Origin of the sequence: Streptomyces sp. NPDC102441 (assembly GCF_044765585.1) — a bacterium.
Classification (GTDB): domain Bacteria; phylum Actinomycetota; class Actinomycetes; order Streptomycetales; family Streptomycetaceae; genus Streptomyces.
This window is the reverse complement of sequence record NZ_JBIWKH010000005.1, coordinates 414,997-431,265: the sequence shown is the minus strand read 5'-3', so window position 1 is coordinate 431,265 and position 16,269 is coordinate 414,997. Positions and strand designations below refer to the sequence as shown.

Annotated in this window: 5 protein-coding genes; 3 read left to right on the top strand and 2 right to left on the bottom strand. The window is 72.4% G+C overall.

Translation table 11 applies throughout. From position 1 onward, the window contains the following. Window position 1: 1 nt before the first annotated feature. From ACIREO_RS13420 to ACIREO_RS13410, 3 genes are all read left to right on the top strand, one after another. Window positions 2-10,009, top strand: a complete 10,008-nt coding sequence (locus ACIREO_RS13420; RefSeq protein ID WP_404108407.1) for an amino acid adenylation domain-containing protein — start codon at window positions 2-4, stop codon at window positions 10,007-10,009. Beyond that, a complete protein-coding gene (locus ACIREO_RS13415) occupies window positions 10,006-11,409 on the top strand; it encodes an MDR family MFS transporter (protein ID WP_404108405.1) in 1,404 nt (467 codons plus the stop codon). The genes ACIREO_RS13420 and ACIREO_RS13415 overlap by 4 nt, the downstream gene beginning before the upstream one ends. A gap of 203 nt (window positions 11,410-11,612) precedes the next feature. Next, the gene (locus ACIREO_RS13410; RefSeq protein ID WP_404108403.1) at window positions 11,613-14,621 is read left to right on the top strand and encodes a family 16 glycoside hydrolase; all 3,009 of its coding nucleotides are present in this window, start codon (window positions 11,613-11,615) and stop codon (window positions 14,619-14,621) included. Window positions 14,622-14,703: 82 nt separating this feature from the next. Here ACIREO_RS13410 and ACIREO_RS13405 read toward each other — a convergent pair whose 3' ends face one another. After that, window positions 14,704-15,492, bottom strand: a complete 789-nt coding sequence (locus ACIREO_RS13405) for a hypothetical protein (RefSeq protein ID WP_404108400.1) — start codon at window positions 15,490-15,492, stop codon at window positions 14,704-14,706. 54 nt (window positions 15,493-15,546) lie between these two features. Then, window positions 15,547-16,173 carry a TetR/AcrR family transcriptional regulator gene (locus ACIREO_RS13400; protein WP_404108398.1) on the bottom strand — a complete coding sequence of 209 codons (627 nt, stop codon included), beginning with the start codon at window positions 16,171-16,173 and terminating at the stop codon, window positions 15,547-15,549. Between the last annotated feature and the right edge of the window lie 96 nt (window positions 16,174-16,269).

The following is a 16,269-nucleotide window of genomic DNA, read 5'->3' as shown; positions in this document are numbered from 1 at the left end:
GTTGAGCACCGCAAGCGCGTCCTCGGGCGGCCTCCTCCCCCTGACCCGCGCCCAGTTGGGCATCTGGAACGCCCAGCGACTGGAGCCGGACTCGCCGTACTACGTGGTCGGCGACGTCGTGGAGATATCCGGCACCGAGCCGGTCGACGTCGAGGCGCTGACCGAGGCGGTCCGGGCGACGGCCCAGGAGGCCGAGACGCTGCGGTTGCGGGTGTACGACACCCCCCAGGGGCCGCGCCAGACAGTCAGCGAGGAGCCGGTCGAGCCGCCCGAGGTGCTCGACGTCAGGGGGGCGGCCGATCCCGTGGCCGCCGCTCAGGCACTGGTCGACGCCGAGCGGGCGCGGGCGGCCGAGGAGTGCAGGGGGATGGTGGACCGGCCGCTCTGTTCACGCACCGTCATCCGGCTCTCCGACCGGGAGGTCTGGTACACCCAGCTCGGCCACCATCTGGTCTTCGACGGCTACACCGCCGCGATGCTCGCCCGCCGTACGGGAGCCCGCTACACCGCCCTGGTGCGCGGGACCGAGCCGGCCAAGTGCACCTTCGGCAGCTTCGCCGCCCTCGTCGCCGCCGACCAGGCCTACCGGGACAGCGACCGGTTCTCCGAGGATCGCGCGTACTGGGTCGAGCGGTTCACCCCGCTGCCCGAACTCGGCTCCCCTGACGGCGCGGGCGACCTCGACACCGCCGTCGGTGCCCCCGACCGCACCCTGACCGCCCGCACCGTCCTCACGCCCGAAGAGACGTCCCGGCTGCGCGAGTTCGCCGACGCCGAGGGCGTGACCTGGGGCGAGGCGCTGATCGCCGGGTACGCCGCCTTCCTGCACCGCATGCTCGCCCGTATCGACGTCGTGTTCGCGCTGCCTCTGATGTGCCGTGCGGGCTCCGTCGAGCTGCGCACGCCCGCCATGGCCGTCAACGTGCTGCCCCTGCGGGTCACCGTGCGCGGCGGCGACGGGCTCGGCGACCTGAGCCGGCGCGTGTCCTCCGCCATGCGCGAGATGCGGGACCACCAGCGGTACCGGGGCGAGGACCTGCCTCAGGACCTCGGCGTGCCCGGCGCCGGCGCTCTGCTGCACGGACGCGGGATCAACCTCAAGGCCTTCGACCTGGCGATCGACTTCGCCGGGTCCGGCGGTGTGATGCGCAACGTCGCGGGCGGCCCGCCGGAGGACATGGGCCTGAGTGTGCTGCCGACCCGTGACGGCGGGCTGCTGCTCGGCTTCGAGGTCGACGCGCGGACCAACGACCAGGCCTCGGTCGACAGCCTGCTGTCCGGGCTGCGGACCCTGCTGGCTGCGCTCGTCGACGGCCGCCCCGTCGGGCGGATCGCGATGGCCGAGGACGTCGACGGGCTGATGGCGGCCTGGTGCCCGCCCGCACTGCCCGGCACGCCCATGGACGTGCCCACCGCCTTCGACACGATGGCCGCCATGGGCCCCGGACATACGGCCCTGGTCTGCGCTGACGAACGGCTGTCCGCGGCGGAACTCGCGGACCGGGTGCACCGGCTGGCCCGTGCGCTGCGGACCCGCGGGATCGGTCCGGACGACGTCGTGGCGCTCGCGCTGCCGCGCTCCGCCGACTCGGTCGTCGCCCTGCTCGCGGTGCTGGACGCGGGCGCCGCGTTCCTGCCCCTGGACGCCGCTTACCCGCCCGAGCGGCTCCACGAGCTGATCGACGACACCCGCCCCGCACTGGTGGTGACCTCGGGCGCGGTGGACGGGCTGCTGTGGGACACCCTGCTCGGCGAGGCGGCCGGCCTGTCCGGCGCACCCCTGACGGCCGGTGAACTGGCCGCGCCCCGGCACCCCGAGCACCTGGCCTACGTGATCCACACCTCCGGGTCGACCGGGCGCCCCAAGGGAGTCCTCGGCCGCGTCGGCGGTCTGGCCGCGCTGCTGCACCACCAGCGGTCGACGGTCGTCGCGGAGGCCGAGCAGGCCGCGGGAAGGCGGCTCCGCGCCGCACACACCTACTCGTTCGCCTTCGACTCCGCGTTCGACCACCTGGTGTGGCTGCTCTGCGGCCACGAACTGCACGTCTACGACGCCGAGACGATACGCGACGCCGACGCGCTTCTCGCCGCGTACATCCGCGACGGCATCGACATCGTCGACACCACACCGTCGATGGCCGCACCGCTGGTCGAGGGCGGCCTGCTGGACCTGCGGCCGACGCTGCTGGTCCTCGGCGGGGAAGCCACCCCGCCCGCGCTCTGGCGCAGGGTCGCCGAGTCCGGCACGAACGCGCGCAACATCTACGGCCCGACCGAGGCGACCGTGGACAGCACCACCGCCCGGATCGACGACGGCGGGCCGACGATCGGCCACCCGCTCGCCGGCACCCGGACCTATGTGCTGGACAGCGCGCTGCAGCCCGTTCCGTACGGCACGACGGGCGAGCTCTACCTGGCCGGGCCGCACCTCGCCCGCGGCTATCTGGGCAGGCCGGGAGCCACTGCCGACCGCTTCGTCGCCGACCCCTTCGGCGCGTGGGGGTCCCCCCGGACGAAGTCTGGGGGAGAGCGCATGTACCGCACGGGCGACCTGGCCCGCTGGGTGCCCGGCCGGGGCCTCGAGTACGGGGGCCGGGGCGACGGGCAGGTCAAGATCCGGGGACACCGGGTGGAGACCGGAGAGGTCGAAGCGGCCCTCGCGGCGGTGCCCGGTGTCACCGCGGCGGCGGCCAGGGTGCTCTCGTCCCGGCTGATCGGTTACGTCGTGTCCGCCTCGGCCACCGGGGACGCGGTGCGTGCGCACCTCGCCGAGCGGCTGCCCGACCACATGGTGCCCGCGTCGGTGGTGGTCCTGGCGGAACTGCCGGTCACCCCCAACGGCAAGCTCGACCGCGCGGCGCTGCCCGCGCCCGCCTCGGCCGGCGGAGGCCGGGAGGCGAGCACCGAGCGCGAGCGCCTGCTCTGTGCCGTGCTCGCCGACGCGTTCGACGTCGAACGAGTCGGTGTGGACGACGACTTCTTCGCTCTCGGCGGAGACAGCATCACCGCCATCACCGTCAGCAGCAGGCTGCGGGCCGTGGGGCTCGGGCTGCGGCCGCGAGACCTGCTGGCGCGCCGCAGCTTCGCCGCCCTGGCCGCCGCCGCCGAACTGCTGGCGGACGTGGCCGAACCGGTGGACGACCCGACCGGGGCCGTGCCCGCGCCGCCGATCGTACGCGGCCTGCTCGACCCGCATCCCGACGTGGACGTCGTCGCCGGATACGCGCAGTGGACCGCTCTGAGCGTCGACGAACTGGACCGCGACGCCCTGGTCACCGGCGTGCAGACCGTGCTCGACCACCACGACGCCCTGCGGCTGCGGGTGGCCGACGGCCTGGAGGTGCTGCCCCGGGGGACGGTACGGGCCGTCGTGGACGAGGTACGCGGCGAGGACACGACCGCTCTGGCCGGCCGGCTGGCGGGAGAGCTCGACCCCAGGACGGGCGACCTGCTGCGGGCTGCCCTGCTCCGTACCGGCGACGGTACGGCGGACCGGCTGGTCGTCGTCGTGCACCACCTCGCCATGGACGGCGTGTCCTGGCGCGTCCTGCTGCCCGACCTGCACACCGCATGCACCGGCGGCGCCCTCGAACCGGTCGGGGCGTCCTGGCGGCGGCACGCCCTGCTGCTCGCCGAACAGGGGGCGTCCGGCGCTCGACGGGACGAACTCGACCACTGGCGCACGGCGCTCGCATCCGCGTCGCGGCTGGGCACCCGGCCGCTGGACCCGGCACGGGACACCGTGTCGACCGCACACCGTTCGGTCACCGTGGCCTCGCCCGAGGTCACCGAGGCGCTGCTGACCACCCTGCCCGCCGCGTATCGCGCCGGCGTCGACGAGGTCCTGCTCGCCGCGCTCGTGCTCGCCCTGCGGAACTGGGGCCTGTCCGACGACGACGTGACGGTCTCGATGGAGGGCCACGGCCGCGAACACCTCGACCTGTCCCGCACGGTCGGCTGGTTCACCAGCGAGTACCCGGTACGCGTCCCCTCCGCCGACGACGTGGGGCGGGCCCTGCGCGCCGCCAAGGAGGCCAGGCGCCACGTCCCCGACGGCGGCATCGGATACGGCGTCCTGCGCCATCTCGACCCGGAGACAGGTACCGAACTCTCGGCCACCCCGCCCCCGGACGTGCTGCTGAACTACCTGGGCCGCTTCGCTCCACTGTCCGCGACCGGATGGCGTCTGCCGGAGCAGGACGCCTTCTCGGTGACCGAGCCCGGCGCCAAGGCACTGGAACAGGTCCTGGCCCTCAACTGCTTCGTCCACGAGGGAGACACGCCGCGCCTCGCCGTCGAGTGGACGGCCGCGACCGAGGTGCTCGGCACCGACGTGGTCGCTGCCCTCCAGACGGCCTGGAGCACGGCTCTGGGCACCCTGGCCGAGCACGCGCGCCACACCCGCGGCGGGCTCACCCCGTCCGACCTCCCGCTGGTCGGCCTGGACCAGGCCGCCATCGACGCCCTCGAACGCACCGGCCGCATCGCCGACGTGCTGCCCGCCACACCCCTTCAGGTCGGGCTGTCCTTCCACACCATGGTCCGTGACGATGACGAGACCGACGTCTACGTCGTCCAGGCCGTGACCACCCTGGTCGGCGAACTGATCCCCGGCCGGATGGCCGAGGCCGCACGCGAACTGCTGCGTCGGCACCCCGCCCTGCGCGTCTACCTGGGCACCGCCGGGGACGACGTGGTACAGGTGATCCCCGCCGACATCGCCCTCGACTGGCGGGCCGACGACCGGTTTCCCGAAGCCGCGCGCGCCGATCTGGAGCGCCCGTTCGACCCGAGCAGGCCGCCGCTGATCCGCTTCCTGCTCTCCCGTGTCGGGCCCACCGAGCACAAGCTGGTGATCACGAACCACCACTCCCTGCTCGACGGCTGGTCGATGCCGCTGGTCGGCCGGGGCCTTCTCGCCATCTACGCCGAACTGGGCGGCGGGCCCGCCGCCCCCACCGCCCAGCCGCTCCCGGAGTACTTCCGGTGGCTGGCAGGACGCGACCGGGAGGCGTCGCTCGCCGCGTGGCGGGACGCCCTGGCCGGCGTCGACGACGCGACGAGGCTGGCACCCGCGCGCACCGGGACCGGCATCGAGCGGCCGGGACGTGAAACCGTCGGTCTCGGCCGTGAGTTCAGTGACCGGCTGCGCGCGTTCGCCCGCGAGGAGGGCGTCACCCTCACCACCGTGCTCCAGACCGCGTGGGGACTGCTGCTCGGCAGGCTCACCGGGCGTCTGGACGTCGTCTTCGGCTGCCCGGTCTCCGGACGGCCCGCCGAGGTCGACGGAGTCGAGTCGATGATCGGCCAGCTCGGCACCACGATCCCCGTACGCGTCCGGCACACCCGGAACACGACGGCGCGCGACCTCATGGCACAGGTACACGCGGAGAGCGTCGTACTGGCCGAGCACCATCACGTCGGTCTGCCCGAGATCCAGCGGGCGACCGGCATCGGCGAACTGTTCGACACGATGCTGGTGATGGAGAACTTCCCGCTGTCCAGCCGGAAGCGCACCCCGCTGGCCCCAGGACTCGACCTGGCCGGGGTGGACATCACCGACGCCACGCACTACGCGCTGACCGTCATCGTGATCCCCGACGACGAGATCACGATCGGTCTCGGCTACCAGCCGCACGCCTTCGACGAGGCGGCCGTACGCGACTACGGCCGCTGGCTGCGCAACCTCCTGCGGGAGATCGTCGACGACCCGGGCAGGCCCGCGGTCCGGCTGCCCGCACTCGACGACGACGAGCGGGGGCGGATGCTGCGCACCGGCACCGAGATCGTCGCCGCCAGGACCCGCGGGCACTGGCTCGACGAGTTCGCCGCCTGGGTGGACCGCAAGCCCGGCTCCGAGGCCCTGGTCTGCCGCGACCGGAGCCTCAGCTACGCCGAACTGGACGGACAGGCCAACCGGCTCGCCCACGCGCTGATCGCACGCGGAGTACGGCCCCAGGACCCGGTCGCGGTCCTGCTCGGACGCGACATCGAGATGACCGTCGCACTGTTCGGCGTGGCCAAGGCCGGTGCCGTGTACGTACCGATGGACGCGAGCTACCCGCGCGACCGGCTGGCCTACATGTTCGACGACATCGCCCCGGCCGCCGTCGTGACGACCGGCGCCGAACTGCCCGTAGCGCGCGAGATCCCCGTCCTGCGGCTGGACGACCCGGGCACCCTCGCGTCGGCGCCCGACACCGACCCGGCCGAGGCACGGGCCGCGCTCACCGCCGACGCACTCGCCTACGTCATCTACACCTCAGGCACCACCGGACGCCCCAAGGGCGTCGGCGTGACCCACCGGGGCGTGCCCGACCTGATCGCGCTCCAGGAGGAGGTCGTCGGCGTCACCGAGCACGACCGGTACCTGCACTTCGCGTCGACCAGCTTCGACGTCGCGTTCTGGCAGACCATGGTGCCCCTGCTCTCGGGCGGCACGTCCGTGATCGCACCCGAGGAGGTGCGCGTCCCCGGCGACGAACTCCTCGACTACATCGTGGAGCACCGGGTGACCGGAGTGAACCTGCTCCCCTCGTTCCTTGCCGCGATGCCCGACGACCGCACCGTCGATCCCGACGTGTTCTTCGTCGTCGGCGCCGAGCGGCTCGACCCCGAACTCGCGCGACGGTGGGGCCAGGGCCGCAGGGCGCTCTTCAACGCCTACGGGCCGACCGAGGTCACCATCAACTCCACGCTGTGGCGGTACGACCCGGACGACACCGGACCACTACCGATCGGCCGTCCCGACCCGAACGTCCGCGCCTACGTCCTCGACGGCGGGCTCCAGCCGGTCGGCGTCGGCGTGACGGGCGAGCTGTACCTCGGCGGGCCGAGCCTCGCCCGCGGCTACCTCGGCCGCCCCGGCCTGACCGCCTCGACGTTCGTGGCCGCCCCGTTCGGCCCGCCGGGGGAGCGGATCTACCGCACGGGCGACCTGGTGCGGTGGCGGCCGGACGGACAGCTGGTGTTCGTCGGCCGTGCCGACCACCAGGTCAAGATCCGTGGCTTCCGCGTCGAACTGGGCGAGATCGAGTCCACCCTCACCGGCCACCCCGATGTCCGCGCGTGCGCCGTGATCATGCGGGAGGGCAGGCTCGTCGGCTATGTCATCCCGACCGACGACGCCGACCTCGACACCGGGCGCCTGCGCGAGTACCTGGCGGGGGAGCTGCCCGACCACATGGTGCCGACGGCGCTCGTGCCGATCGGCCGGCTGCCGCTGAGCCCCAGCGGCAAGCTGGACACCTCGGCGCTGCCGGCCCCCGAGACGACGGTCGCGGCACGCCGTGAACCCGCCACCGAGGCGGAAGCGGTGCTGCTCGCGGTGTTCCGGGACATCCTGGGCACCGACGACGTCGGCCTCGACGACGACTTCTTCGCCATCGGCGGGGACAGCATCGTGGCGCTGCAAGTGGTGTCGCGGGCCCGGCGGCAAGGGCTCGGACTGGCCGCGCGGCATGTGTTCGAAGGCGAGACCGTCGCCGGGATCGCCGCGCTGGCCCGGGACCTGGACGCCGGCGAGGCACCCGCCGTTGGGGACGCCCCGCTGACCCCGGTCATGCGGGACCTGCTGCGCCGCGCGGGATCAGCCGCGGACGGCTTCTGCCAGTGGGTGGAGGTCTGCGTGCCGGCCGGGGGCGACGAGATGGCCTGGCGGGCCGTGCTCGACGCACTCCTGGCCCGTCACGACGTGCTCCGGGCCCACCTGGCCGGGGACATGCTGCGCATCCCGCCCGTCGGGACCGTCACCGGAGCCGACGTACTGACCCGCGTGCAGGCTGCGGACGACCTGCGGGCCGCGTCCGGCTCCGCGACCGACGCGGCCCGCGCATCGATCGACCCGCGCACCGGCCCCCTGCTGCGCGCGGTGTGGGTGGACGCCGGACCGGACCGGCCGGGCCGGCTCGTGCTGGTCGCCCACCACCTGGTCGTCGACGGTGTGTCCTGGCGCGTCCTGCTGGACGACGTGGAACACGCCTGCTCCGGTGGAACGCTGGCCAGGCACGGCGAGTCGTTCCTCGGCTGGGCGCGTTCGCTGCACGGTGCCGACCGGAGCGCCGAACTCCCGCACTGGCAGCGGACGACCGCCCCGCGGACACTCACCCGCCCGCTCGACCCCGCCCGGGACACCGTGGCCACGGCGGCGCACCACGAGATCCGGCTCGACACCGAGTCGACACGCGCCCTGATCACGACTCTGCCCGCCGCCTACCGCACCACACCGGACGCCGTGCTGCTGACGGCGCTCGCCCAGGCGGTGCGGGCCTGGCGGGGGACGCCGGAGCTCCTGGTCGCACTGGAGAGCCACGGACGCCCGAGGCAGGCCGACCTGTCGCAGACCGTCGGCTGGTTCACCGCCGTCCACCCCGTACTGCTCGACGCGGACGACGACGTCAAGGCCGTGAGGGAGCGACTGCGCGCTCAGGGCGACGGGCTCGGCCACGGCATCCTCACCGCGGCCGGTCTGCTGGACCCCGTGGAGCCGGAGGTCGCCTGGAACTACCTCGGCAGGTACCCCGGCGCCCCGGCGCAGGAGACGCCGTGGCAGGCACCCCCGGACGCCGGTCCGCTCGGCTCGGGCGGCTCCGACGCGATGCCTCTGCCCCACAGCCTGATGGTCAACGCCCTCGTACGCGACGACGTGCTCGGGATACGGATCACGTGGCCGTCCGCGCTGTTCACCACCGCAGAGGTCGAGGACCTCGCCGAACACCTGCGGACCGCGCTCCTGCGCACCGCCGCCGCGCCGGAGATCAGGGCGCTCGGCCCCGACCGGCCGGTCGCCGACATACAGCCGCTCACCCCGATGCAGGAGGTGATGCTGCGGCACTCGCGCACCGAGCGGCCCGACCCGTACACCGTGCAGTCGGCGTTCTCCCTCGCCGGCCCGCTCGACATCGACGCCCTGCGCGCCGCGGGTGGAGAACTGCTGGCCCGTCACCCCAACCTGGGAGCTGTGTTCCCCGCCGCCCTGGCGGTGATCCCCATGTCGACCAGGCCGGACTTCAGGGTGACCGACGGTCCGGCGGACGAGGTGCTGGCCGCCGACCTGGCCGAGCCTTTCGACCTCGCGGCGGGCCCGCTCGTCCGCCTGACCGTGATCCGGCGCGGCCCCGAGCTCGCGGACCTCGTCCTGACCACCCATCACGTACTGTCCGACGGCTGGTCGGCCCCCCGCATCCTCACCGAACTGTTCGCCCTCTACGCGGCGCGGGTCCGAGGCGTGGCCCCGGAGCTGCCCGCCCCCGTACCGTTCGCCGACTACCTGAACTGGTGCGCCGACCATGAGCCGGACCTCGGGGCATGGGCGGCCGAGCTGGACGGCCTGCCGGAGGGTGACCACCTGGGCGGCGGCACACCCGGCCCGGCATGGCAGGCACCCGAGGTCATCGCCTTCGACGCCGCCCTGGTGGCGGATCTCAGCCGCATCGCCGCAGGGCGTGGACTGACCCGTAACACGCTGGTGCAGGGCGCCTGGGCGGTGCTGCTCGCCCGGCGCTCCGGCCGGACGGACGTCTGCTTCGGGGCCATGGTCGCCTGCCGCCCCCCGGAGCTGGAGGGCGTCGAGGACATCATCGGGCTGCTGGCCAACACCGTCCCCGTACGGGCACGGCTCGGTGGCACACTCGCCGACATGCTGGCCGGTCTCCAGACCCGGCAGCGGGCCCTGGTGGACCACCAGCACGTCGCCCTGTCCGACCTGGAACGGCTGACCGGACGGAACAGGCTGTTCGACAGCCTGGTGGTGTTCGAGAACTACCCGGTCGACCCGGACCGCCTCCGCGAACCCGCCCCCGGGCTCACGGTCGTAGGGACCCGATTCCGGGAGGCCACGCACCACCCGGTGACGCTGACGGTCATGCCGGACGGCGACGGCTGGACCGGCGTGCTCGCCCACCGGGCGGGCGTGGACGTCGACGGGCTCGCCGAGGAACTGCTGGACCTCCTCAGGTCGTTGGACAAGCACCTCGACGACGACGTGCTCGGTCTCCTGGAGCGCCGGTGAGCGGGGAGGCCGCGGCGCCCGCCGAGCGGGTGGACCGGCAGTTGCTGCGGGTCGCGTTCATCCTGGTGCTCGGCACCTTCATGGCCTCGCTGGACGCCACCATCGTCAGCGTCGGCATCGACGCCCTGACCGAGGAGTTCGGTGCCTCCGTCGCGGAGATCCAGTGGGTCACCACCGCCTATCTGCTGGCCGTGGTCGGCGCCGTGCCCGCGTCCGGCTGGCTGGCCGACCGGTTCGGCGGGAAGCGGACATGGCTCGCCGCCGTGGGCGTGTTCCTGCTCGGCTCGCTCCTGTGCGCGCTGGCCTGGTCGGCGACCAGCCTGATCGTCTTCCGGGTGATCCAGGGCCTCGGCGGGGGACTCCTGCCCGCGACCGGGCAGGCACTCCTGGCCCGTGTCGCGGGCCCCGGCCGCACCGGACGGGTGATCAGCGTCGTCGCGGTCGTCCCGCTGCTCTCACCGGTGTTCGGCCCGCTCGCGGGGGGCTCCGTCCTCAGTGTGGCGTCCTGGCCGTGGCTGTTCCTGATCAACCTGCCGATCGGGGCGGTCGCCGCTCTGCTCGCCCGACGTTACGTGCCCGCGGTGCCACCGTCGACGAGGCGCACGGCGTTCGACCTGCGGGGCGCCGTGCTCCTCTCACCCGGCCTGGCCGTCCTGGTCTACGGGCTGACCGAAGTGGCCCACGGCCGCACCCTCCCGGCCACGATCGGAGTGACCGCGGGGCTCGCGATGCTGGCCGGTTTCACCGTGCACGGGCTGCGCACCCGCGCCACGCCGCTGGTCGACCCCCGGCTGTTCACCCGGCCGCCCTTCGGCGCCGCAGCCCTCGCGCTGGTGGTCCTGGGCGCGTCGGTGTTCGGCACGATGTTCCTGCTGCCGCTGTACTTCCAGACCGGCCGCGGCCTGTCGGCGTGGGAGGCCGGACTGCTCCTCGCCCCGCAGGGGCTGGGCGCGGCCGCAGGGTCGGTCCTGGTCAACCGCACCATCGACAAGGTCGCACCGCGGGCCCTGGTGGTCACCGGCATCGCGCTGATCCTCCTGGGCACCGTTCCGTTCACCCAGCTCGGCCCCGGGATCCCGGACACCCTGATCGCCGCGGCGCTCGCGGTACGCGGCCTCGGGATGGCGATGGTCGGCGCGCCCGTGATGAACATCGTCTACAGCCGCATCGAGCCCGAGCATCTGCCCCGTGCGTCCGGAGCGCTCAACCTGCTCAACACCGTGGGCGGTTCGGTGGGCACCGCCGCGCTCGCCGTGGTTCTGCAGAGCCGGCTGTCGGCCCACGGCCAGGACATCCACTCGGCGTTCGCCGACACCTTCTGGTGGGTGGTCGGCTTCTGCCTGCTCGCTGCCGCCGGGGCGACGAGACTGCCCCGCACGCAGGCAGCCAGGAAGCCGTGAAGCCCCCACCGGTGGACCGTTCATGACGTGACATCAGGAATATGAAGCCGAGGGGCATGGGGGCATGACCCGACTTTGAACTCACAGATGACAAAGTATGGACTTCCTCGGCAGAAGTCCCCTAGCGTGGCGGCGCCACCGTGGCGTAGTGCTATTTCGCGGATCAGTGCAGCCCGACCGGAGTGCCCCCTTCTGGAGGACCGATGCATTCACGGCTGTTCCGACGTGCCCGAAGACAGCTCACCACCCTGCTCGTCGGAGGTTTCCTCGCGGGAGGCGTCTGGGCCGGCCACCCGGCCGCCGCCGCACCCGACGACATCCCGCCCCAGGAACCCGGTGTCACCCTGCGCGTCTTCGACACCCAGGTGCCACTCAGCACGCTGTGCACACTCAAACCGGGCCAGACGCCCAACCACGACAAGCTGATGCCCACCGTGGACTGGTCCACGGTGGACGACTTCGGCGGCTACGCCGACAACTTCGTGGCCGAGGTCTCCGGCTATCTGGTCGTCCCCGCCGACGGGACGTACGCCTTCCGTCTCAACAGCGACGACGGCTCACGGCTGACCATCGACGACCGGGAGGTCATCGACCACGACGGTCTGCACGGTGCCGAGCCCAAGGACGGATCCGCCCAGCTCACCGCGGGATCCCATCCGTTCCGGGTCGACTACTTCGAGCGCGGCGGCGAGCAGCAGCTGACGCTCGCATGGAAGCCGCCGGGCACGGACGACTTCGGCGTCGTCCCGAGCGAGGCCCTGAGCACCGACGCCGGGGTCGTCCGTGTCACCGCTCCGGGCCGCAAGGAGTGCGAGTCGGGCGCGGACAGCCCCGGTGACGGCCTGCCGCTCGCCGATGTGCGGCCCGACCTCGACCTCACCGACCTGCGGCCGGAGGGGTTCGAGCCACAGGTCACCGGGATGGACTGGCTGCCCGACGGGCGGCTCGCACTCTCCACGTGGGGCGGCTCCGAGAACGTGACCGGCGAGGTGTACATCCTCGACCATGTCACCGGTGACACCAGCCGCGAGAAGGTGACGGTGAAGAAGGCCGCCGAGGGCCTGCGTGAGCCGATGGGCATCAAGTACGTCGACGGTTCGCTGTACGTCTCGCAGAAGCACGAGCTGACGCAACTCGTCGACACGGACGAGGACTCCGTCACCGACGAGTACCGCACGGTCGCCACCTGGCCGTACGGCGGGAACTTCCACGAGTTCGCGTTCGGACTGCTCTACCGCGACGGCTACTTCTACGTGAACCTGTCGGTCGCCATCGACTACGGCGGTGCGACCACCACTCCGCAGCCGGCGAAGGGCCGCGGTACGACGTACAAGGTCAACAAGAAGACGGGCAGGATCCATGCGATCGCGGGCGGGCTGCGGACCCCGAACGGCATCGGATGGGGCCCCGGCAACTCCATCTTCACCACGGACAACCAGGGTGGCTGGCTGCCCGCGTCGAAGCTCGTCCAGATCAAGCAGGACCGCTTCTTCAACCACTACACCCAGCCGTCGGGCCAGTTCGACAACCAGCCCGTCACCCAGCCGGTGCTCTGGCTGCCGCAGAACGAGATCGGCAACTCTCCCAGCACGCCGCTGTACCTGACGGAGGGCCGCTTCGCCGGCCAGATGCTGTTCGGCGACGTCACCTACGGCGGGCTCCAGCGTGGCTACCTGGAAAAGGTGAAAGGCCAGTACCAGGGAGCCGTGTTCCGCTACACGCAGGGACTCGAAGCAGGAGTCAACCGCATCACCATGGGGCCCGACGGGGCGATATACGCCGGTGGCCTCGGGGCCGACGGCAACTGGGGCCAGGAGGGGAAGCTGAAGTTCGGCCTCCAGAAGCTCACCCCCAACGGCGGCAACACCTTCGACGTCAAGGAGATGCGCGCCGTTCCCGGCGGCTTCGACCTGGAGTACACCCAACCGCTGTCTGAGGCCACCGCGCAGGAGCTGACGTCCCACTACCAGGCGGAGCAGTGGCGCTACACCCCCACGTCCGACTACGGCGGTCCGAAGATCGCCGAGGAGCGGCTGGCCGTACGCTCGGCGACCCTCTCCGACGACGGCCGCACCGTGCAGCTGCGTCTCGACGGGCTGAAGCCCGGCCATGTCGTACATCTGCGCTCCCCGCGCCCCTTCGATTCCGCGTCCGGCGAGAAGCTGTGGAGCACGGAGGCCTGGTACACACTCAACGCCCTGCCCGGGAAGCAGCCGCCGCCGGCCACGCTGTACGAGGCGGAGGAGGCACGGCTCACCGGCACGGCCGGCGTCCACACCGACCACACCGGCTACTCGGGCAGCGGCTTCGTCGACCGCTACAACACGGAGGGCCGGGCCGCCACGACCTTCGACGTATCGGTTCCCGAGGTCGGTGACTACGACGTGAACCTGCGCTACGCCAACGGGCCCGACCCCTTCCAGGGCGCCAAGTCCCTCTCCCTCTACGTCAACGGGAAGAAGCTGAGACAGACGAAACTCGCCTCGACCGGCACCTGGGACGACTGGTCGACGCAGACCGAGCGGATCCGCCTGCACGCCGGGCCCAACACCCTCTCGTACCGCTTCGAACCCGGCGACACCGGTCATGTCAACCTCGACCTGATCACCGTGCGTCCGCACGGGGCCACCGTCTCCCTCTTCGACGGAACCACCGCCTCCCAGGAGCAGTGGCAGCACACGGACGGCCGCCGAGTCGAATGGCCGCAGGCCGCGGAGCAGTCGATGGAGGTCTGCTGCGGTGACATCCGGACCAAGGAGGCCTATCAGGACTTCAGGCTGCGGCTGGAGTTCCGGGTGCCACTGCTGCCGGACGACGTCACCGGCCAGGACCGTGGCAACAGCGGCATCTATCTCCAGGACCGCTACGAGCTCCAGGTCCTCGACTCGTACGGCGACACCACCCTCGACCCGAACGAGGCCGGGGCGATCTACGAGAAGAGGGCGCCGGACATCAACGCGGGCACGGCCCCGGAGACGTGGCAGACGTACGACATCACGTTCCGGGCGGCGCGCTTCGACGACAGCGGCCGCAAGACCGCCGACGCGCGCGTGACGGTGGTGTGGAACGGTCAGAAGGTCCACGACGACGTGACGATCGACGGACCGACCGGCGCCGGTGTGCCGGAGGGCCCGTCGGCCGGAGCGATCAGGCTCCAGGACCACGGGAACACGGTTCGGTTCCGCAACATCCGGGTGGAACCTCTGAGCTGAGGCTCCGGTCCCGCCGACACGGGGCACCTGCGGACCGCAGGTGCCCCGCGTCGGCCGCGCAGGTCCTGGCGGGGACGGGCGCTCAGCCCGGCGGGTCCTCCGAGGTGTCCCAGGCGGTCGCGAGCCCTTCCAGCCAGGCCGGCGGCAGTTCCGCGTCCTCCCATTCCGCCCGGAGGGCCGCCGGTGCGCCGGTGAGGCGTTCGAGTACGGCGATGCTCGCGGGGGAGTGGAGGAGGGAGTAGCGGCCGTGGACGGCGATGCGGCTGTCCGGCCCGTACCGCGTGTACAGCCGGTCCAGCCGCTGTCGACGGGCCTCGGTGAACCGCTCCAGCTGTCCGGCGTACCCGACCCGTCCCACGACACTCATCGTGCCTAGTACGGCGGTGAGGACCTCGTCCGACACTTCGGGATCGAGGTCCGAGGTGGTGGTGAACGCGAGGTAGAGCGGTGTCACGGCGACCTTCGCACGCTCCACGTCCACCCTCCCGACGGGGTGGCGGCCTCGTGCTGAGCCCTCCACCGAGCCGGACGTCGCCTGGCCGATGGCACGATCGAGCGCGTGCTCGGCGACGCGCAGGAGCCCCTCGCCGACGGCGCGCGCGCCGTCGTGCCAGCCGGCGCCGTACAGCTCCCCGCTCGCGGCCGGGGGGCCCTCCGTCTTGGCGACCGCCCCGTGCGCGTCGGCGATCGCGCCGGCCTCCACGAGCGCCAGCAGCTCCTCGGCCTCGCCCCGGAACACTCCTGCGCGGCCGAGGAGCTCGAGGAGGGTGTTCTTCGCGTTCAGGACGCTGGCGGGGTCCAGCGGGTGCCGTCCCGTCTCGGCGGTGTTGATCGTGTCCCCCTCGTCGTCCCAGGTCTGGTGCCTCACCATAGTTCGGCCGGGGGGTGTGCGTGCCACCGTGCCGACGGGGGTGTCGGATCCGTGTCACACGCCCTCTTCCCGACCGACGCGGAACGCACCCGCGACAGCCGCGAGGACTGCCGCCTGCGCGGCCCGTTCCGGAAGTCGCGGATCCGCCTCGGCACGCAGGAGTACCAGCTGGTGGTAGAGCGGCGCCGTGGCGGCGATCAGCAGGCTCCGCGCGTCCGTGTGCTGTGCGGGGAGTTCGCCCCGGCCGGTGGCGCGCTCGACGAGAATCTCGCACCGGGCGTACCGGTCCGCCCACAGCTGCGTCTGGGCCCGCGCGGCCTGTTCGGAGTGGAACGAGGCGGCCATCAGGGCGACGGCGAACGACGGCTGCACGACCAGGGACTCCTGGATCTCCTGGTTGAGGGCCGTCAGGTCGCCGCGCAGCGAGCCGGTGTCCGGTGGCTGCCAGTCGATCTCGCCGGCGGCGTCGATGACGTCGACGAGCAGGCCGCCGACATCGCGCCAACGCCGGTAGACCGTGGCGCGGTGCACTCCGGACCGCGTCGCGACACCCTCCATCGTGAGTCCCTCGTGACCGCCTTCAGCGAGTTCGGCGCGCACCGCGTCGAGAACCCGGGCGCGGATGCGAGCGGTGCGGCCGCCCGGGCGGCGGTCCGACGTCGTGGCCGACGGGTCTGTCATCGGTAATCCAGTATCCGGTTGATCGAGGCGGCAGGGCTGTGTCAGCATCTTAACGCGACAGTTGTCGCTCTAGGTCCACCGGAGAGGAATCGCCTC